The organism is Methanoregula sp. (assembly GCF_041663825.1).
Classification (GTDB): domain Archaea; phylum Halobacteriota; class Methanomicrobia; order Methanomicrobiales; family Methanospirillaceae; genus Methanoregula.
On the sequence record NZ_JBAYLY010000025.1, the window covers coordinates 15208 to 34192 of the forward strand.

The following is an 18985-nucleotide window of genomic DNA, read 5'->3' on the forward strand; positions in this document are numbered from 1 at the left end:
TTGTTATACCGGCCTCAGCTTGATGTTCTCGTTGTTCTGGTAACGCCGGATCATTTCCTGCGCGATGCTCGAGTTCTTCGCAAGGCTGATCTCCCCGGCGTCGTTCACTGTCGCCGTGAAGAGGTACTCCTTGCCGGCAAAGACATCAACGATCTTCCCAGACTGTTCGGGAGCGACGATAACAAGCTGCTTTTTGTCGGTCTGGATCTTAATCCCGCTCCCGACCGAGAACTCCCCTTCGGGTTTCTGCGGCTGCGCCTGCTGCCGGTCGAGGTCTGAGCGGGGCTTGATATCAATGCCGATCCCGATCTTGTTTACGATAGCCGAGATGTTCTTGCCGCCTTTCCCTATTGCAGCCGGGACATCCTTGTCATCGATGAAGACGACGGCTTTCGTGTCGCTGATCATCTCGACATCGATGGCACCGTCAGTATACCTTCCGATCTCGCGCTGGATCTCTTTTTCGGTGAGTTTCCAGCCGGGGCGTTCATCAGTCGGGGCCCGTGGGGTCGCATCCGGGATGGCTGAAAGAGAACTGCCAAGCTTGTTGACCGGTAACACCGGCTGGCTGAAGTTCTGGATCTGCGGCACCTGCGGGATCCGTGTTGCAGATGCGGCAGAGGTACTCTCAAGCACCGGCATGACAATGGTCTGGCCGTCGTACCGGAAGATATCGAGCACGAGCCTGCCGGTCTCGAAGTCGGTAACGGTGGTCACGGGCCGGATGTGCATCTCGCTTCCCATGCCCTCGGGCACCTTTATGGTAAATCCAACCTCAAAAATCTTCGTGACGACGCCTTTTTCCAGGAATACGATGGTGTTAACGACCTGCGAGAGGACGGAGAAGTCCACCCGGTCGGAGAAGCGCTGGATCGCGTCCTGCACGCTGTTTGCGTGGATGACACCAACCATGCCGAGTCCGGCAAGCCGCATATCGGAAAAGACCTCGAAGTCCTCGTTCTTCCGCAGTTCGTCAAAAATGACAAAGTCAGGACGTACAAGGAGCAGGACGTCGGCGGTGTTGGACATGCTGCCATCGAGCATCGTGTACTGCGTGATCTGGTCGGGCACCTGGAGCTCGCGGGGTGCCTCCATTGTTTTCACGACAAATCCGCTGTCGGAAAGGTACGTCGCGATTCCTTGCGCAAGCGTGGTCTTTCCTGCACCGGGAGAGCCGGCGATGATGAGGCCCCGCTTGTCGGAGACGATCCGCTTTTTGATGACATCTGCTTTCGCGTAATTGTCGAGCGTTACGTCAACAATGGGCCGCACGGCCGTGATCTCCATGCCGTCCGAGAACGGTCTCCTCGCGATCGCGATGCGCATCGATCCGATCTGGACGACCGTGATGCCGCGCTTCTCCATCTCAATAAATCCGTCCGGGTCGCGCTTGGCCCGTTCGAGGATCTCCTGTGCGAGGTTACGGAGTTCGTATTCGCTGACCGGCTGGTCGCGGATCTTCACGAGTTTCATGTCGTTGATGGTGCCCTTCTTTGCGGCAGGGGAACACCGTTCCTTCAAGTACACGGCAATCGTGTGCTCGTCGAAGAACTGGTCGATCCCGAGCGGGACAAAATCGGTGATCTGCGGTTTTAGGTAGATGACGTCGAGCCCTTTAGCCCGCGCCACTTCGGCCTGCACATTGTCGCTTGTGATAAACCGTGCAGAGTTCTCAATCGCGATGTTCCTGATCATCGCGTCGATCTCTCCACCGCTTGCGAGCTTAACCTGCTCAAGCGAGGGGCGAATGCCGGAGAATTTTAGTTCTATGGTTTTTTCCTCTGCCATTTTGCAGAGCGACTGAAGCTCATTGAGGCCCGAAAACCCGATCTCGCGCCCGTTATTTGCCTGGGCTTCGAGTTCTGCAACGACTGCTTCAGGGACGATTATTGTTGCTCCTTTGTATTCACCGGCCTTTATCATCGAGGTTATGCGCCCGTCAATCAGGACGCTCGTATCTGGTACCAGTATCATAAAATATTCTCTCCCATATAGTATGGTGTTGTATACTATTCGTTCAACGATGAAGAATCGTTGATAGTTAAAGATATGAGGCGTTGGGGTTTATAAGGGGTTCTGCAGGAAATTATGGTACTTTTGGAATAGTTTTGGGATGGGGGAAACAAAGTTTTTGGTGCTGTTTTCAGGAAATGTTTACTGTCTTCTAAATGTTTTAGACGTATGCTGATGTTTGCTCCTGCACATATTTTGTATCCTCTGGTGTTTTTGGTGGCTGCACACGAAAGGCCATAAAAACATCTGCGGAAAATGGGTCTTACCATTTTTTTGGGGGGAGGGGGTGGCACCCTGCCCCCCCTGCAATTTATTTTTCCGGAGGGGACCACCCCCCACCCCAAGTGCCGGAGCAAGTGGGGGGTACCCCCTCCCCTTCCGGTCCCGGCCGGGCCCATCAACCCGTTTCCGGAAAATCTTACTGTTGCTCACCCTCACGCCGATATGTCCACACGAAATACCGGTTGTAACCCTGCAGAAAAGGTGGTTTCGCGGCGCTTGGGGGGGAGGGGGGTGATCCCCCTCCCCCCCCACAATTTATTTTTTCAGAGGGGATCACCCCCCCACCCATGTGCCAAAGCAGGAGGGGGTACCCCCTCTTTAGCCCGAACCGACTCGCTCAATGTCCCTGACTGCCCCCGGGTTTCTGCGTGCGGGAGAGTAATGCCAGGATCCGGTCCCGACGTAATCTCTCATCGCAGGTCGCCGTGTGTCCGTAACGGGTAACCACGAACTTTTAATGTGTTCGAACAAACCGTACTACATGCATATTCGATCGGGCCCTGCGACACTTTTGGCCGGAATAATCCTGCTGTTTGTTGCGCTCGTATTTGTGGCAGGCTGTACAAATTCGTCCCCTCAAACCCCGCCCACGACACCGGTCTATACTCCAAAGACAACGATTCTTATTGGAAGTTCAAGCGTCAATCCCCAGATACTCGTGGTCGATCGTGGAGTCACTGTCACCTGGCTCAACAACGATATGGGGCGTCATATCATTACCTCTGATGCCGGGACTCCCGAGTCGTTTACTTCCCCCCTGCTTGAAAATAATCACCGGTACCAGTTCACGTTCACCGTACCGGGGACGTATGGCTATCACTGCGCGGATAATGCGGGAATAAAAGGGACGGTTATTGTAAACAAGTGACTTGGTCACGCGCTTCCTTTGTGCCCTGTAAGTGGAGATGGACGGTTACTTGATCTCGATTCTCTCGCCGGTCTCCATGTACTGGACGTTCTCAGCGATCTTGCAGGCATGGTCGCCGCAGCGCTCCAGGTACCGGGCGATGATGATGTAGTACGTGGCCTGCGTGATGGTCTTGGGGTTCTCCATCATGTACGTGATCGCTTCGCGGAAGATGGAGTGGCGCAGCGCATCGATCGTATCGTCCCGTGCGGAAAAACCGTCGAGTTTTCTGATATTCTCCGTCTCGTAGGCCTTGATAGAATCATCGATCATCGCAAGCACGTACTCTGACATGAGTGGAAGGCTCATCATGTTCGCGATATGGGGCTTGCCAGCGATCTCCTTTACGATCTTTGCCGTGGATTTCCCGTATCGCCCGATCCGTTCCGATGCAGCGATTACCTTGAGGGAGCAGACGATAGTCCGCATATCCTTTGCTACCGGCTGGTTCAGGGCGATAAGCTGGTAGCAGTTCTCTTCAAGGGTAACCGTCATTTCCCGGAGCTGGTCTTTTCTGTCCAGAACCGTTGTCGCCAGAGGGGAGTCCTGGTTGATGAACGCATCATGCGAGTCCTGGAGCATCGAGAGGGCGTACCGTGCCATCTCCGAGACTCCTTTTTTCAGGTCTTTGAGTTCCGTATGGAATTTATCCGTCATATTCCCGCCTCACCCGAACCGGCCGGTAATATAGTTCTCGGTCAGGTCTTCTTTGGGGTGTTCGAAGATATTCGTCGTCCTGTCGTACTCGATCAGCTTGCCGAGATACATGAAACCGGTGTAGTCGCTGACTCGGGCGGCCTGCTGCATGTTATGCGTGACGATGATCACCGTGTAATCCTCTTTAAGCATCTCGATGAGGTTCTCGATCTTTGCGGTAGCAATAGGATCGAGCGCCGAGCAGGGTTCGTCCATGAGGATCACTTCCGGTTCGACCGCAAGCGTCCGTGCGATGCAGAGCCGCTGCTGCTGGCCTCCCGAGAGCCCGAGTGCAGACTCATCGAGCCGGTCCCGCACCTCCTCCCAGAGCGCCGCGTGCCGCAGGCTTTTCTCGACAATGACGTCCAGTTCCTTTCGATCGTTGATCCCGTGGACCCGGGGGCCGTATGCAACATTCTCGTAGATGGATTTCGGGAACGGGTTTGGCCGCTGGAAGACCATGCCGACCCGTTTCCTCAAAGATACCACGTCCATGTCACAGGAGAGCATGTTTTCCCGGTCAAGCAGGAGTTCCCCGGTGATCTTAACCTGGTTGATCAGATCGTTCATCCGGTTGAAACACCGCAGGAGCGTGGATTTCCCGCACCCTGACGGTCCGATCAGTGCGGTGGTCTTTTTCTTCTCGATCTCCATGGAAATATCCTGGAGCGCGTGCTTCTCGTTATACCAGAGGTTCAGGTTTTTCGTGGAAATGATCGTTGTGTCCGACATGTGTTATCCCCGTGCCTTTTTTGCATAATGATTCCTTACCAGAATCGCGACCGTGTAAAATGCCACGACCAGCATTACGAGAACGAGGGCAGTCCCGTACTTGTTGGTCGATGCGCCCGGTACATTGGTCGAGAGGATGTAGAGGTGATAGGGCAGTGCCATCACCGGGTCAAAGAGCGATGTTGGCAGGAATCGTGTCGAGAAGACGACCGCTACGAACATGATCGGTGCAGTCTCTCCTGCCGCCCTGCCGATCGAGAGGATCGCTCCCGTTACGATACCCGGGATTGCCGGTGGGATGACGACATTTTTGATCGTCTGCCACTGGGTTGCCCCGAGCGCAAGGCTTCCCTCGCGCAGGGACTGCGGGATGTTTTTGAGGGATTCTTCTGTTGTCCGGATCACGGTCGGGAGCACCATCAGGGCAAGGGTGATCATACCGGCAAGGAGCGATACCCCTACGTTGAGAAACAACACGATGAAGGCAAACCCAAAGAGGCCAAAGACAATGGAGGGTGTCCCGTTGAGGAGGTCCACGCCGGTCCTGATTATCTTTGTAACCCGTCCTTCCCGGGTATATTCGACAAGGTAGATTGCCGCCCCTACTCCGAGAGGAAGGGCAATCAGGATCGCGCCGGTTACGAGATACAGCGTCCCGACAATTGCCGGGAAGATCCCGCCACCCCTGCCAAGGTTAGTGGGGCTTTGCGTCAGGAAGTCCCAAGAGAGCGCCGGCAGCCCGTTGATGATAATGTCCCCGAGAATGATGGCAAGGATCGCAAGCACGATCAGGGCCGCCGCCGTGACGCCGGCAAAGGCGATTGTCTCGATATGCTTCCGCGAGAGCCGGTGCCGGCCGTAGTGCCAGAGCACTGCCGCAAGAATGACAAGGAGTGCTACCCCCCAGAGTGCAGTGATCAGGAGCAACAGCACGAACAGTGCGAGCGCAGTGATCCGCCACCACTGGCCGAACCGTTCCCTAAATGTCGTGACGAGTGGGAATTTGAGGCGCAACGTGCTTTTATGACTGGCAGTTCTCCCGTCCCGGAGGTATGACAGTATTGCCACCGCGCTGAGGTTGACGATGAGCGCGATGATAAGCAGGACAACGGCAACACCGAAGAGTGCATGGTAGTGGTCGCTTCCGATGGAGACCTCGCCCATCTCGATACCGAGTGTCCCGGTGAGGGTACGGATGGGGGAGAGCACATTCCAGATTGGGTCCGGGATAATAGCCGCATTCCCGGTCACCATCATGACAGCCATGGTCTCGCCGATTGCGCGGCCGACACCAAGGATAATCGCCGCCGCAATACCGGAGAGTGCTGCCGGGACAACCACCCGGCTGATCGTCTGCCACCGGGTGGCCCCGGTCGCAAGGGACCCCTCATGGTATTCACGGGGAACCGAGCTGATGGCATCTTCGGATACGCTGATGATCGTGGGAAGTGCCATGATCCCAAGAAGGATCGACCCGGCAAGCCAGGTCTGCCCGGTCGGGATGTCAAATGTTGTGCGGATGAACGTGGTAAGAACAATCAGGCCAAAGAAACCGTAGACTACCGAAGGAATCCCGGCAAGCAGTTCGGTGGCCGGCTTGAGGACGCTTTTAATACGGGGAGAGGCGAGTTCTGAAATATAGATCGCACAGCCGATAGAAAGCGGGACGGCAAAGATCATTGCACCCAGGGTAACGAGGATTGTCCCTACGATGAGGGCAAATATCCCGTAACTGGGTTCAACTGCGGTGGGGGTCCATGTAGATCCAAAGAGGAAATTCGCGATCCCCACCGTCTCAAATATCGGATAACCGTCCCGGAGCAGGAAAAGCAGGATAAACGATACAACGACAACTGCAAAGAGTGCTGTGAGAAAGAAGACGGACTTGATGGTTTTTTCCTTGATCCGGGAAACCTGTGCGGTACACCCTGTGGCATTCCCGGTAACTCGTTGTAAGAATGGAATGATTAGTCGCCTCCCATTTTAAACAAAAAATGAGTGGTTTTTGTAGGATGCTCTCATCAGCTCGTCAGGGGAACATATCCCTGATCAGCGACGATCTTCTGGCCATCTGCACTGAGGATGTAGTCGATGTAATCCTTGGTAAGACCGGTGGGCTGGCCGTTCGTGATCATATAGAGGTCACGGGAGACCGGGTAGGTCTTGTCTTTTACGGTGCTGATGCTGGGTGTAATGATCTTGTTGGCATTGTACCAGATGGGGAGTGCCTTGACATCAGAGGAGACAAACCCGATGGATACGTACCCGATTGCACCGGGGGTCTGGGCAACGCTCTGCGCAACCGCACCGTTGGAATTCTGTTCGAGCATAGTCTTTACCGGAGTTGCTGATTTCAGCACGGTTTCATCGAAATACGTGCGGGTACCGGATGAACTGTCACGGCCGATGAGCACAATCTGGTTGTTGGTGTTGGGGACTTCGGCTCCGGTAATTTCGGTCCACTTTGTGATCTTGCCGGTGTATATCTGGTTGACCTGATCAATGGTGATATACCGGATCGTGTTTTTCGGGTTGACGATAACGGCAATGCCGTCGTGTGCAACAGTGACGATATTGAAGCCGGGGTACTTTGCCAGTTCAGCCTTGGTTACATCCCGGGAGCTCATACCAATATCAACGGTTTTTGCACCGATTGACTGTATGCCGACGCCCGACCCGCCACCGGATATCTGGATGTTTGCCTCAGGGTGCAGTTTCATGTAGGCATCGGCTGCAGCCTGTGCAATGGGAAGGACCGTTGTCGAACCGGTAACGGTGATGGTCTGCTTCTGTGCTGCAGTGGTGGGAACTGCCGTTGTGGCCGGGACTGCAGTGGTTGCTGGTACTGCGACCTGCGTGGCTGCGGCACTGGCCGAAGTTGTTGTCGCCGGTGTTGCAGCGGTGGAAGTTGTTGTCCCGTTGCTGGTACAGCCGGCAACGAACATCGATACAATGAGTAATGCCGCGAGGCACACAGTCCCCAATACATACGAACTTCGTTTGGTTTTCATGGTGTTCGATCATGACATTAACCAGAGTTAATATACAGATTTTCGACATAAACTATACGAGTATATATACAAAAAAGTGTTAAATAGAGAAAAGCATATTCATCATATTACTCTATTCGTGAGGTGGAAAAAAGATGGAAATTCGCCGGGTCCAGATGACCGGGGGGTCATCGTTCGTCGTCACCCTGCCAAAAGACTGGATACAGGAGATGCGGATCAAGAAGAACGATCCCATCGGTCTGATCGTGCAGCCGGACGGGACGCTGCTTGTCACGAAAAACACTACCGAGGAACCGCTCCAGCGGGTAAAAGAGATCGATATCGGACACATTACCGATCCCTCATTCCTGTTCAGGATGCTTATCGGGACCTATATCACCGGTTTTAACTCGATCAGGATTACTTCCAAACAGCGGTTTCCCCCGTTTGTCCGCACGGTAGTACGGGATTTTACCCAGATGACCATCGGACAGGAAGTTGTCGAGGAGACGGATACGCTCATCACGATAAAAGACCTGCTCAATCCGGCAGAGATGCCGTTTGATAACACCATCAAGCGCATGTTTGTGATCATAAGGAACATGCACGAGGATGCCCTCACCGCACTTGAGACTCACAACCATACCCTTGCGACCGATGTGATCAACCGCGACATGGACTCGGATCGTCTCAACTGGCTGATCGCACGCCAGACCAATATGATCATGCAGAACCCGTCCCTGTCCCGGAAGATGGAGGTCTCGGTCGGTATGGCGATGTACTATTATATCATCAGCCGGATCATTGAGCGGATCGGGGATCATGCCGTACGGATAGCTGAGAATTCCCAGCCGATCATGGATGTCAATCTTGACCCGAAGATCGTGACTGCGTTAAAGAAGGCAAGCGTCTTGTCCATGAACGTCTTTGACAAGAGCATTATTTCCTTTTTCAATGCCGATATCAGAGAAGCTCACAAGACAATTGAGTCGGTCTCGGCGCTGGAAAACATCTGCGGAGATATTAACAACCTGGCATTAAAACAGGAGACGGTAACCGCAATTTCTATCGGTTATATCGCCGAAAGTATCCGCAGGGCTGGCGAATATTCTGCAGATATCTCCGAGAACGTGATTAACTACATCGTTGAGGAAGACCGGTCCCTCCACCGGCGCCCGTCAAGTAAATAATCCTCCTGAACTCATCGTGTTTTTTTTGAAGGTTCGTTTAAAAAAATACAAACCACCTATATTCACGGGTTGTTCTGTTTCTGCTTTTCATAATACGTGCAGAACGAACCACACCGGTTGCACCCTTTATTGCAGGGCTCGATATGGATAGTGACATTTGCCCGTGGATACTCCACAAGCAGGTCTGATTCGAGGTGATCGGCGAGATCGTGGGACTGGGTGACGGAAACCTCTCCGGGCACGACCAGGTGGAACTCGATAAAGATCTCCGGGCCGGACCGGCGTGTCCGCAGGCCGTGGAATCCGGCGTACTCGCTTGCATGTTCACAGATGATCGCCTTGATCCGGTCTTCGTCAATCTTGGGGATGGAATGGTCGATGAGATCGGCAAACGATCGTTTCAGGAGGTCGTAGGCTGCGTTCAGGATCACAAGGCCGACCGCGATGGCGATGATCGGGTCGAGAACAGTAATGCCGGTGAAATGGATCAGGATCAGCCCGACAAAAACCCCAAGTGACGTATAGATATCCGTTCGCAGGTGCCATGCGTCGCTCTCAAGGGCGATGGACTCTGTTTCTTTTGCCACCTTCATGAGACGCGAGGAGACATACCAGTTGGCGAGTACCGAGATGCCCATCACGGCAATACCGGCATACAGGAGGGTAGGCGAGAACTCCTGTTCGCTCCCGCTGAGGAGTTTGAGTACTCCCTCAACTATGATCACGATGGCCGCAACAAAGATGAGCAGCGCCTCGATGAGTCCTGAAATATCCTCAAATTTCCCATGCCCGAAAGAGTGGCCGGCATCGGGAGGCTCTGCGGACTTTTTCACTGAAAAAAAGGCGATAACCGCGGCAAGCAGATCCATGGAGGAGTGGATTGCCTCAGAGATGATGCTCACCGAGCCGATCGCAAAGCCCACAACAAATTTCATGACCACTAAGCAGGAGTTAGAGATGACTGACAGGTGTGCAGTCTGCTCTTTTAACCGGTTTGTGGCCTCTCGTTTATCTGGTGTATCGTTCATATACGTCGTCTCATGGTATCTCTGTCGAAGGGGATTTCCCTTGTGGAAATGCGAGTGTCGGGATCAATGCCCGGTCTTCCCATAGACTTTTTCCGGGTCAAAGACCTTCTGGCCGATGATCCCTCCATCAAGCGTCCTGAAAAAGCAGCTGCGGTACCCGGTATGGCAGGCAGCACCGGTCTGGTCAACTTCGTAGATAAGGCAGTCTTCGTCACAGTCTACGAGGATCTTTTTCACTTTCTGGAAATGCCCGCTCTCCTCGCCTTTCTTCCAGAGTTTTTTACGGCTCCTGCTGTAGTAATGGGCATAACCGGTGGTCTCTGTGAGATGCACTGCCTCATCGTTTGCGTATGCCATCATGAGGACATCCCGGGTTTTTGTATCCTGCACGATCACCGGGATCAGTCCCCCGTCAGAAAATTTAAGGGAAAGCACCTTACACCCCACCGGTGAGTGCGGTCATGATCGCAAGCAGGAAATCCCCGCAGAAAATGGCGGTGATAAGGCCGGCAGTTATCGGGAGGATGAACGGGACTGCGTAGGAGATCCAGACAGTTCCTGCTTTCCGGTAGAGCCCCAGTTCCTTTTCGTACTCTTCAGGGTGTTCCCGAAGGTCTTTTGTATAGATCCTGCCTTCTTCGGAACGCATCCGGCGCAGGGAGTCCCAGAAACCGACAAATTTCCGCTCGACTTTGCCATTTTTCTCGTTAAAGTCTTCCATTACAAAGCCCCACGACTCCTGGATATTTTCTCCCTTTACCGGGAACCCGAAGAACATGTACTGGAGCGGTGCGCGGTTCTTCTTTACCACGTTGATAATAAAAATGCCCGCCGGTGCTACCAGGTTGAGGATCAACGCGTTGATTAGCACCGAGAACGAGAGAAAACCGAGCGGTGGTGTATTTAAAAGCGGAGTTATGGGAAATGTCGGGATACAGAATGCAATAAAGATGAGCGCCCAGGCATCGGCACCGCCAAATAAGTGCATCTGCCCAAACACATAAAACACTCCGCAGAAGACGGCAGCAAGGGCGATATAGACCCCGGAAACACCCCAGTTCCCGCCGCCGATCATATAGAATGACGCGATGGCAAGGATAATGATGATAAGCACAAAATACCATCTGGTTAAGACCGTTTCCACGTTTGAGTCCATCAGGCTGTCTTTTTTTATCTGTTTTGCCGTGAGTTTCCGTTCGGGCCTCTTTTTGGATTCCCGGTAGGATACATAGGCAAGAAGCCCGACAAACATCACATACCAGGGGATGAGCTGGAGCTCGGGTAGTTTTCCTGACGAAATGGCAGGTATAATAAACCAGGAGAGCGCGGGAAGGGCAAGGATGGCTGCAAGATAAGAGAACCTGAACGGGGTTTCAGGATCGCGGTTGTCGAGATAGTCTGCGTAAAAGAAACTGGCAACCAGAGCGAGATAACCGAAGATCAGGCTGATATTTCCGGTCTGCTGGTAGAAGAGCACAATCGTTGCGGCGAGCCCGACAACAAGCATCGGGTACCACGTCCTGAACGGTACCCGACGGTCCTTGATGTCGAGGTACGAGGCATAGATAAGGGTAACAAGAACCGCAACAGCGGAGATTACCATCGGGTAAAATATCATAAACAGCAGTACCATTATATCTTCTACAACTTATGCATGGCGATACCCGAACAGGCCACAACGGGGTTGCATTGCAGTATGAAGATAGTACCACATCGGAATCCGGAATATTCCAATCCCCCTTCTTTTTTCGTGAAGATAAACTTTGCAAATGTCTAATAAACCTGTTGCGAATACATGATTGAGATTATTAAAGAGCAATCTGTGGGAGAACAAAAAAATTCCCCCCGAGAGTATACGTGAGAGGATTGTTTCATGGATCTGCAGGAACTGCTGGAAAATATCCATAAAGGATCGAAGTGCCAGGGTACCTTTTCGCTCCCTGAATTGCTCACGTTTGCAGCCTCGCGACACCTGGATGCGATTGCTGTGGCAAAAGAAGGAAACCGTGAGTGTTACCTTGCAATATTGAACGGTGAACCTGAAGGAGCGATCTATGTGGATAGTGACGGGGCGCTGTTTGGTGACAAGGCTGTCGTCCATATACGGGCAGGCCGGAACTATGTTATCCGCGATGTGAAACCGGAAATAATCGATGCTTTTGTTATGGGATGCCGGATCTTTGAAAAGGGGCATATCCGGAAAAATGGTACGTACACCGTCCCTGAAATAGGGGAAAAAAGCCCGGGTATCGGGGTTGTTACCCTGTCAGTACGGCGAGAAAAAAACCTGCAGAACGGCGTGCGTGTTTCGATCAGAAAAGATGGAAAAATTGTGGGGAGCGATTCCACTACCGGGAACGGGGAGGTCAGTTTCCGTGTGATGCACGGTAACTATTCCTGCCTCGTTCAGGACCGGTTCCAGAATGTGACGCATTTCCAGATCACTTTTGATGAATCCCACACTTCTCATATTCTGGATCTTTAATACCTCAAATGGAATAATAAGGTGCCGGGTCTCATGGCAGATGCAAGGTTTTTCACGCTCAAAAATCTATCTTTATATATTCCGGTTTCTAATTATTTAACCGGAACTACTCGTCGATCCTTGTGAATACCATGCCCACCTTTATTCAGATCCTGATTGTGGAAGATGACGAGATAATCTCCAACCTCATCAGCGTAATCCTTGAAAAAAAGGGGTATGTTGTTGCAGGCAAGGTTACGACTGGTGAAGATGCGGTCATGAAGGCCGCTGAATTCCAGCCGGATCTTGTGCTCATGGATATCAATCTCGCCGGGTCGATTGATGGAATCATTGCAGCACAATACATCAACTCCATCTTCCACATTCCGGTGATCTTTTTAACCGGCCAGTGCGACGATACTACCCTTACCCGGGCCAAGGTTGCAGAACCGTACGGCTTTATTCTTAAACCGTTCAATTCAAACGAGATCGTCTCCAACATCGAGATTGCCCTGTACAACCACAGCATGCGCAAACGGTATTTTGACAAGGCTTCACTCTGGGATATGCCTAAAATTATGGCAGCGCTTGAATCAGTAATCATTACCGACACCAGGGGCCGCATCATCTTTTTAAACCCATATTCCTGCAGGCTTCTGGATGTTCTGGAAAAGGACGTACTGGTAAAACCTCTCAAACAGATACTTATTCTGGTAAACAAACAGACCGGAGAACGGATCAACGACCCGGCGCTTGATGTAATCCGGGATAAAATTGTCGTAACCTATGATTTCAATACGGTGCTTGTGACCCTTGCGAACAAGAAAAGGTATGTTGCACTCACGGCACGCCCGGTAAAGAATGACAAGAACGAGATGATTGGCGTGTCGGTTCAGATCCGTGAAAAGACTCCGACCGAGATCAAGATGGCAGAAAAAATCTGAAACTGTGCTTTTTGGCTATGCCATAACGTTAAAGATAAAGGAAAAGTGCTTAATGCCGTTCCTTGTCGGATTTCTTTTTGAAGAGTGCTTTTGAGAAACGCTCGACAAACCCTTCACTTGAGACTTTTTCCGCCTCTTCCTTATACGTAATACCGGCGAGGTCTGATGCGATTTTTTGTATTGCTTTTGAGGCGGGGGAATCCGGAAATTTAACAATAACCGGGGAACGGGCAGCTGCGGCTCTCCTCACATTGATATCCTCCGGGATGATCCCGATCACTTTTACTCCAAGCACTTTTTCAATCTTCTTTGAAATGATCTCGCTCGTGTCCTGGTCAACGCGGTTGATAATCGCGCCGAGAACATGTCCGCCTACGACCTCGGTAAGAATTTTTGTTTTAAGTGCGTCAACAATGGAGGGCAGTTCAGGGTTAACAACCAGGATAACCTCGTCAGCAACAGCTAGCGGAACCACACCGTCTTTACTGATCCCGGCAGGTGCATCGATAATCAGAAACTCGCACCTTTTTTCAATCTCCGACAAAACGTCCCGGATCTTGTCCGGGTCTGCCTGCTGGAAGCCCTGCAGGGATATGCCACTCGGAATAACCTTGAGCCCGGCCGGGCCATTATAGATCCCTTCATCGATAGTGTTTTTTCCGGCAAGGATCTCATGCAGGGTTACCGGTACATCTTCTAGCCCCAGGATCAGGCCGATGTTTGCCATGCCGATATCCGCATCTATAAGGTAGGTCTCTTTTCCCAGTTTTGCAAGCATCGTCCCCAGATTGATAGAAACCGTGGTTTTACCGGTACCTCCTTTTCCGGATGCGATCGTATATATTTTAACCATCAGATACCAGTCGTCCCGATTATAATTTGCTGCAATTATAGGAATAAAGAAGGATTTTGCTTTTCGCGTTTCATATTCGTGTTATATCCACCAGTTTAAAATATCTTTTATCTCACGTATCAGGTCGTGTCCTGCACTCTCACTGGATCTGTTTGTCATCTGGTAAATGTTCATGGAATCCAAAGGATCCAAATCGTGCTCGCTATCGGCATGTACAGTATCGCTTGAAGGTGTCTCTCCCCCTTTTGGAACCGGTACGGTTGCTGTATGTATCGTTTGTGAAGACACTTTGACAGGATTATTTGGACTTTCGGGTGTAGAGACACTCGTTTCCGGGGCCGGGCCGTTTTTCTCACAATTACCCGGTGAGCCGGATGTACCGGTAGGTTTATGTCTGGTAAAAATGGGATGGGGCACGATGCCAAGTTCTTTTTGCAGTAATTCAGAGAATAGATATAGTTCAAGATAAAAGAATCTTTATATAGTAATACCAGTTGATCGTGATTATCGGACCGGGGGATGTGAGGGTTGAAAGCACATGATGACGAGGCTCATGACGATATAAGTGCCCTTCTTAAAAAAATCCGGGGTGCACAAACCCCCAAAGATAAATTAGTCGGTACTGTAACAGGATCTCCCGAAAAAAAACCAGGACCGGAAGAACCGAGCCATGAGGAAGCGGGGGAATTCTCTCTTCTCCTGCAAAAACTTGGCATAGAAAAAAAAATCGCAACCCCTGCCGGAGAAGTCCCGGAAAAGAGTGGGGCACCAGTATGCTTGGGTATAGATGATCTTGATGACCTGCTTGAGGATATAACCCTGCCGGAATCCGGAACGAGTGAAAAGGATGTACGTGATGTGCCCCGTGAGTCTGGGGTGAAATTTGGGGCTGCGGCAACACCCGCCTTATCTATACCCCCCGAAGAAAAATCCGTTTCCCCAATTGCCAAACCCCCACCAGAACCGGTTGTTGAAATTATTGATGAAGATCCCCGGGATCGCCATACCTCCTCATTATTCCGGAAGCGAAAGGCAAAGCAGGAAGTACCATCCCAACATGCTGATTCTGGCGAGTGTGAACAAGATGAGCGGATCATCTCTGCCGACCAGATATCAGACTACTCCGGGCTCATCCTTCCCAAACGTTCAACATTCCAGATCGATGAGATCAAACTTCATGGCGGACTAAATACCTTTGAGCATACCGGGACCGGAACCCTGCCCCTGGAACTTGCTGATATCTGGAAACGGGAATTCTCGACTGCAGGGTTCAAGGATCTCGAATCCGAACTGACCTATGAGCCGAAAAAAGCAGAACCCGCCGCGACAAAGAAATGCCGGTTTTCTGCGTTCTTCAACGTCATACGGCCGGCATCCGTGGAATACAACCCCGGGGAGCATGGTCCTCTTGTGGACCTCTCATTTGAAACGAAACCGGGTATCGAAGAGATGGAGATATATCCGGTTAATGAGCCTTACGCATATGTCCGGATAATCTATGACCACGCTACGCATGAATACACCTATCAGGTTATCGAGCCTGTTCTAACCGAGCCTGAAATAGACCTCTTAAAGGAATTAAAAGAACGCCTCTTTGAAACGCTCGATGTCAACACCAAGGATATCTCCAAAGAGGAGGCACGGCTCAAACTCAGGAGTTCGGTGGATGAGATCCTCGCTGATTACGGGATCAAGCTCAGCCCGGTCCAGCGCGAGAAGATGCTGTATAACATGCACAAGGATTTCCTGGGCGACGGCCTGATCGACGCGATCATGCATGACAAGTACATCGAGGATATCTCCTGCGACGGTGTCGACACCCCCCTCTTTGCATTCCACGCGAGTTACGAATCGATGAAGACGACGCTGATGTACCACAATGCAGAGGATCTCGACTCGTTTGTCACAAAACTCGCCCAGCGTGCCGGCAAGTATATCTCCATTGCGGAACCGATTCTGGATGCGACCATGGGGGATGGTTCCCGCATCCAGATGACACTCGGGCAGGAAGTGACCGCCCATGGCTCCACATTCACCATCCGTAAGTTCAAGGATGAGCCGATCACACCCACGGATCTCATTGAGTAGCACACGTTTGCCCCGCTTTCGCTTGCCTATATCTGGCTGGCAGTCGAGAATGGCAAATCCGCAATCTTTGCCGGGGGAACTGCATCCGGTAAGACTACGTCGTTAAACGCAATCTCCCTGTTTATTCCTCCGATGGCAAAGATTGTCAGCCTCGAAGACACACGCGAAGTGAAGCTTCCGCATCCCAACTGGATCCCCAGTGTAACACGTGACTCATTTGACACGGCAGGACGCGGGGAGATCAACATGTACGAACTCCTGCGTGCCGCCATGCGGCAGCGGCCTGAGTACATCATCGTGGGGGAAGTCCGTGGCAAGGAGTGCCAGACACTCTTCCAGGCGATGAGTACCGGCCACGTCACGTATTCCACGATCCACGCGGACTCGGTATCGAGCGTCGTTCACCGTATCGAGAATCCTCCCATGGATGTGCCGCGGAACATGCTCTCGGCACTTGATTTTGTCTGCATCCAGGTACAGGCCCGGATGGGGGGTAAACGTATCCGCCGGAACAAGCAGATCGTTGAGATCCTCGATATCGACCCACGGACAAACGAGCTGATTACAAACGAGGTTTTCAAATGGCGATCGGCAACCGATGAGATCTCCTATTCCGGAAAGTCTTACCTCCTTGAAGAGATCATGGAGGCCCGGGGCTGGAACGAGAACCGGATGCGGGAAGAACTCAAGCGCCGGCAGGAAGTGCTGGAGTGGATGCGCATCAAGAAGATCCGGCACTACAAGGATGTTGCAAAGATCCTCATCTCATATTACCGGGAGCCGGAAGTCGTTATCGAACGTGTAAGGAAGGACCTGTATGAATAGTTTTGAACGGTTCTGCTTCAATCTCCTTGGCATGCGGATGAAGGCACAACGGGAGCAGTACTCCCAGCTCCGTAATGACCTGATATCGGCCCGGCTTAAAACCCCGTTTGAAGTCTATATCTCCACCGCCATTGTCAGTTCAGTCCTTGTTGGCCTTATCGCCGCAGCAGGATTAGGTTTTCTTACCTGATTTCTCAACCTCCCCAACCTCATAAAATACAAAGGAGCGGTTCCTGCATCGTTCCTCATTTTATCCCAGCATAGTCTCATTATCGGAACTGTTTTTGTGATCATCTTCTCGCTCCTTGTCTTTGGCGGGATGACGTATGCGGTATTTCTCGTGTACCCCTCGGTCGTCTCCGGAAACCGACGGAGAAATATCGACGCAACCATACCCTACGCCATCAACTATATTACATCCATGTCCACCGCCGGTATAACCCCGGCGGAGATCTTCCGTCTCTTGGGAGACAGTCCGATCTATGGCGAGAGTTCGGTGGAAGCGCGATATATCGCACGCGAAATCGACATTTTCGGGAGAGATCTTATTGATGCGATCAGGATTGTCTCTGCGAGCACTCCCTCCCGGCGGATGAAAGAGTTTTTACAGGGCGCGATGGCCAGTATATCGAGCGGGGGGAACCTCACGGACTATTTCCGTACCAAGGCCAACCAGTACGCCCTGGAGAACCGCCAGACTCAGAAAATGTTCCTGGATACGCTCGCGCTGATCGCGGAATCGTACGTTACGGCAATGGTGGCAGGCACGCTCTTTTTGATCATTCTCCAGTCGATCATGTCGGTCCTTGGTGGCGATGCAAAGCCCATGTTCCTCTATATCATCATCTACCTGATGATTCCCTTTGGCTCGATGATGTTTATCATAATGATTAGCTCTATGACCCCGGAGACTTGATATGGCAATTAAAGATACCTTCACCGGTCTGCTTGGACAAAAGAAGGATCCGGCTTCACGGCCCCCTCAGCCGCTTACCCGCGCCGAGATGGATTCGGTTGAAGGGGAACTTACTGATATCACCTGCCGACTTGAGTCTGAACGGAAGAGCCGGGAAGGAATCGGGCGCTTCTTCAAGCACCCGTTCAAGGTTCTCACGGAACAACCCGTTAATATCCTTATCGTTTGTATCCCCCTGTCGCTCGTTGTCTTTATCGGCGGTTTTATCTCGATGGTGAAGATATATGGCATCAAGGTGCTTTTTACTTCGACGGTCATCGATGATTTTGCAGTGCTTGCGGTGCTAATCTCAATTATTCCTGTAGCAGTTCTTGATTTCAGGGAACAGCAGCGGATAAAAAATCTCGAGGATGCCCTCCCCAACTTCTTCCGCGATCTAGCCGGGATGAATGATTCCGGGATGACACTTCCCAATGCCGTTCACCTTGTCGCCAGCGCTGAATACGGGACCCTCACACCCCATATACGGAAATTGGACAACGAGATGTCGTGGGGTGTTGGTTTTGTAGAGGGTATGTACCGGTTCGGGAAGAACCTGGGAACACCGCTTGCCGACCGGAGTGTCGATCTGATCGCAAAGGCAAGTAAGGCCGGGGGGGATATCAGCGAAGTGCTCCGTGCAGCAGCGAGCGATACCTTTGAGGTGGTCAACCTTTCCCAGGAACGCCGGAATAACATGCTGATCTACGTGATCATCGTATTAGTCTCGTGGGCAGTTTTTATGTTTGTTATTGCGATTCTGGTGAGCACCTTTTTAACGACAATGGCCACGGCGGGTGCGTCGGCGCAGGCGACGGCAGCGAGCAGCCAGTTCATGTCAAAAATAGATCTCCCGGCATACAAACGGCTGTTCACCCATGCCGCAATGATACAAGGGTTTTTCTCCGGGCTCTGCGCCGGTCAGATGGGTGAAGGACGGGTTGTTGGCGGTCTTAAATATTCAGCGATTATGCTGATCGTATCATGGGTTGTTTTCCGCTTCTTCATCTGACCTGTT

The 18985-nt window shown here is 51.9% G+C and carries 16 protein-coding genes and 1 pseudogene; 8 read left to right on the top strand and 9 right to left on the bottom strand.

The annotated features are described in order from the left end of the window. Positions 1–3: 3 nt before the first annotated feature. Positions 4–1974 carry a PINc/VapC family ATPase gene (locus WCX19_RS10800; protein ID WP_373007983.1) on the bottom strand — a complete coding sequence of 657 codons (1971 nt, stop codon included), beginning with the start codon at positions 1972–1974 and terminating at the stop codon, positions 4–6. A gap of 802 nt (positions 1975–2776) precedes the next feature. Between WCX19_RS10800 and WCX19_RS10805 the strand changes: the two genes are divergently transcribed. Further along, on the top strand, positions 2777–3163 hold the full coding sequence (locus WCX19_RS10805) for a plastocyanin/azurin family copper-binding protein (protein ID WP_373007985.1): 387 nt from the start codon (positions 2777–2779) through the stop codon (positions 3161–3163). Between the two features lie 45 nt (positions 3164–3208). On the opposite strand, the gene phoU is transcribed toward WCX19_RS10805, so the two are convergent. From phoU to WCX19_RS10825, 4 genes are all read right to left on the bottom strand, one after another. Further along, entirely contained in the window at positions 3209–3859 is a 651-nt protein-coding gene (gene phoU, locus WCX19_RS10810) for a phosphate signaling complex protein PhoU (RefSeq protein WP_373007987.1), read from the bottom strand. A 9-nt stretch (positions 3860–3868) separates the two neighbouring features. Then, positions 3869–4630 carry a phosphate ABC transporter ATP-binding protein PstB gene (pstB, locus tag WCX19_RS10815; protein WP_373007989.1) on the bottom strand — a complete coding sequence of 254 codons (762 nt, stop codon included), beginning with the start codon at positions 4628–4630 and terminating at the stop codon, positions 3869–3871. Between the two features lie 3 nt (positions 4631–4633). Next, the gene (gene pstA / locus WCX19_RS10820; protein WP_373008039.1) at positions 4634–6520 is read right to left on the bottom strand and encodes a phosphate ABC transporter permease PstA; all 1887 of its coding nucleotides are present in this window, start codon (positions 6518–6520) and stop codon (positions 4634–4636) included. A 131-nt stretch (positions 6521–6651) separates the two neighbouring features. Then, positions 6652–7641 carry a phosphate ABC transporter substrate-binding protein gene (locus WCX19_RS10825; protein WP_373007991.1) on the bottom strand — a complete coding sequence of 330 codons (990 nt, stop codon included), beginning with the start codon at positions 7639–7641 and terminating at the stop codon, positions 6652–6654. A 134-nt stretch (positions 7642–7775) separates the two neighbouring features. On the opposite strand from WCX19_RS10825, the gene WCX19_RS10830 reads away from it, so the two are divergent. Next, the gene (locus WCX19_RS10830) at positions 7776–8810 is read left to right on the top strand and encodes a PhoU domain-containing protein (RefSeq protein ID WP_373007993.1); all 1035 of its coding nucleotides are present in this window, start codon (positions 7776–7778) and stop codon (positions 8808–8810) included. Between the two features lie 62 nt (positions 8811–8872). Here the strand turns inward: WCX19_RS10830 and WCX19_RS10835 are convergent, their stop codons facing one another. The 3 genes from WCX19_RS10835 to WCX19_RS10845 all read right to left on the bottom strand — a co-directional run bounded on the left by WCX19_RS10835 (position 8873) and on the right by WCX19_RS10845 (position 11441). Then, on the bottom strand, positions 8873–9838 hold the full coding sequence (locus WCX19_RS10835; protein ID WP_373007995.1) for a cation diffusion facilitator family transporter: 966 nt from the start codon (positions 9836–9838) through the stop codon (positions 8873–8875). Between the two features lie 63 nt (positions 9839–9901). Beyond that, positions 9902–10273, bottom strand: a complete 372-nt coding sequence (hisI, locus tag WCX19_RS10840; protein WP_373007997.1) for a phosphoribosyl-AMP cyclohydrolase — start codon at positions 10271–10273, stop codon at positions 9902–9904. 1 nt (position 10274) lies between these two features. Further along, positions 10275–11441 carry an A24 family peptidase C-terminal domain-containing protein gene (locus tag WCX19_RS10845; protein WP_373007999.1) on the bottom strand — a complete coding sequence of 389 codons (1167 nt, stop codon included), beginning with the start codon at positions 11439–11441 and terminating at the stop codon, positions 10275–10277. 270 nt (positions 11442–11711) lie between these two features. Here WCX19_RS10845 and WCX19_RS10850 point away from each other — a divergent pair, with 270 nt between their 5' ends. Both WCX19_RS10850 and WCX19_RS10855 read left to right on the top strand, forming a co-directional pair. Then, on the top strand, positions 11712–12323 hold the full coding sequence (locus tag WCX19_RS10850; protein ID WP_373008001.1) for a hypothetical protein: 612 nt from the start codon (positions 11712–11714) through the stop codon (positions 12321–12323). A 131-nt stretch (positions 12324–12454) separates the two neighbouring features. Beyond that, positions 12455–13246, top strand: coding sequence for a response regulator (locus WCX19_RS10855; protein ID WP_373008003.1), 792 nt, complete (start codon positions 12455–12457; stop codon positions 13244–13246). A gap of 49 nt (positions 13247–13295) precedes the next feature. Here WCX19_RS10855 and minD read toward each other — a convergent pair whose 3' ends face one another. Beyond that, complete coding sequence (gene minD, locus WCX19_RS10860; protein WP_373008005.1) at positions 13296–14099, bottom strand: cell division ATPase MinD; 804 nt, start codon at positions 14097–14099, stop codon at positions 13296–13298. Positions 14100–14627: 528 nt separating this feature from the next. Here minD and WCX19_RS10865 point away from each other — a divergent pair. From WCX19_RS10865 to WCX19_RS10880, 4 genes and pseudogenes are all read left to right on the top strand, one after another. Further along, positions 14628–17012 (top strand): annotated as a pseudogene (locus WCX19_RS10865) (type II/IV secretion system ATPase subunit). Beyond that, positions 17005–17202 (top strand): hypothetical protein, encoded by a 198-nt coding sequence (locus WCX19_RS10870; protein WP_373008007.1) that lies wholly within the window; start codon positions 17005–17007, stop codon positions 17200–17202. The pseudogene WCX19_RS10865 and the gene WCX19_RS10870 overlap by 8 nt, the downstream one beginning before the upstream one ends. A 96-nt stretch (positions 17203–17298) precedes the next feature. Next, on the top strand, positions 17299–17928 hold the full coding sequence (locus WCX19_RS10875; RefSeq protein ID WP_373008009.1) for a type II secretion system F family protein: 630 nt from the start codon (positions 17299–17301) through the stop codon (positions 17926–17928). Position 17929: 1 nt separating this feature from the next. Then, complete coding sequence (locus tag WCX19_RS10880; RefSeq protein WP_373008011.1) at positions 17930–18979, top strand: type II secretion system F family protein; 1050 nt, start codon at positions 17930–17932, stop codon at positions 18977–18979. Positions 18980–18985: the final 6 nt, after the last annotated feature.

Bases quoted from the DNA above. Each gene is read 5' to 3' on its own strand.
- minD (WP_373008005.1), bottom strand. From the start codon at position 14,099: ATGGTTAAAATATATACGATCGCATCCGGAAAAGGAGGTACCGGTAAA.
- WCX19_RS10835 (WP_373007995.1), bottom strand. From the start codon at position 9,838: ATGAACGATACACCAGATAAACGAGAGGCCACAAACCGGTTAAAAGAG.
- WCX19_RS10830 (WP_373007993.1), top strand. From the start codon at position 7,776: ATGGAAATTCGCCGGGTCCAGATGACCGGGGGGTCATCGTTCGTCGTC.
- WCX19_RS10880 (WP_373008011.1), top strand. From the start codon at position 17,930: ATGGCAATTAAAGATACCTTCACCGGTCTGCTTGGACAAAAGAAGGAT.
- pstB (WP_373007989.1), bottom strand. From the start codon at position 4,630: ATGTCGGACACAACGATCATTTCCACGAAAAACCTGAACCTCTGGTAT.
- WCX19_RS10805 (WP_373007985.1), top strand. From the start codon at position 2,777: ATGCATATTCGATCGGGCCCTGCGACACTTTTGGCCGGAATAATCCTG.
- WCX19_RS10855 (WP_373008003.1), top strand. From the start codon at position 12,455: ATGCCCACCTTTATTCAGATCCTGATTGTGGAAGATGACGAGATAATC.
- WCX19_RS10850 (WP_373008001.1), top strand. From the start codon at position 11,712: ATGGATCTGCAGGAACTGCTGGAAAATATCCATAAAGGATCGAAGTGC.
- WCX19_RS10845 (WP_373007999.1), bottom strand. From the start codon at position 11,441: ATGGTAATCTCCGCTGTTGCGGTTCTTGTTACCCTTATCTATGCCTCG.
- phoU (WP_373007987.1), bottom strand. From the start codon at position 3,859: ATGACGGATAAATTCCATACGGAACTCAAAGACCTGAAAAAAGGAGTC.
- WCX19_RS10800 (WP_373007983.1), bottom strand. From the start codon at position 1,974: ATGATACTGGTACCAGATACGAGCGTCCTGATTGACGGGCGCATAACC.
- WCX19_RS10825 (WP_373007991.1), bottom strand. From the start codon at position 7,641: ATGAAAACCAAACGAAGTTCGTATGTATTGGGGACTGTGTGCCTCGCG.
- WCX19_RS10870 (WP_373008007.1), top strand. From the start codon at position 17,005: ATGAATAGTTTTGAACGGTTCTGCTTCAATCTCCTTGGCATGCGGATG.